The sequence below is a fragment of the Pseudomonas ceruminis genome (genome assembly GCF_021602025.1).
Classification (GTDB): Bacteria; Pseudomonadota; Gammaproteobacteria; order Pseudomonadales; family Pseudomonadaceae; genus Aquipseudomonas; species Aquipseudomonas ceruminis.
In genome coordinates this window covers 1-255 of record NZ_BQHW01000094.1, presented here as the reverse complement: position 1 = coordinate 255, position 255 = coordinate 1, and the positions used below count along the sequence as shown (strand labels likewise).

Genomic DNA, 255 nt, shown 5'->3' with positions numbered 1-255 from the left:
AGGTATCGCTCAGAGTCGTACGCAGCGGGCCGTGGGTCCCGATAGTGGCGCCGCTACTGTTCTTGTACTGCAGGTACAACTCGCTCACCAGGTCTTGTGTGCCTCGAACATACGCCGATACGGTCAGTACTTGACCAGGCGCCATCGATACCCAACCGGGGTTAGGCAACGCGATATCCACGTAAGTCGAGCCAGACAAGCCCTTGGCGTCAACTCGCTGCGCCCGCCCCCGCGGATCGAGTGTCGACGGCACAA

1 protein-coding gene is annotated in these 255 nt (G+C 60.8%); it reads right to left on the bottom strand.

Translation table 11 applies throughout. From position 1 onward, the window contains the following. Positions 1-255: hypothetical protein (locus tag L6D80_RS29960; protein ID WP_236183118.1), on the bottom strand; the 255-nt coding region annotated here is incomplete at both ends.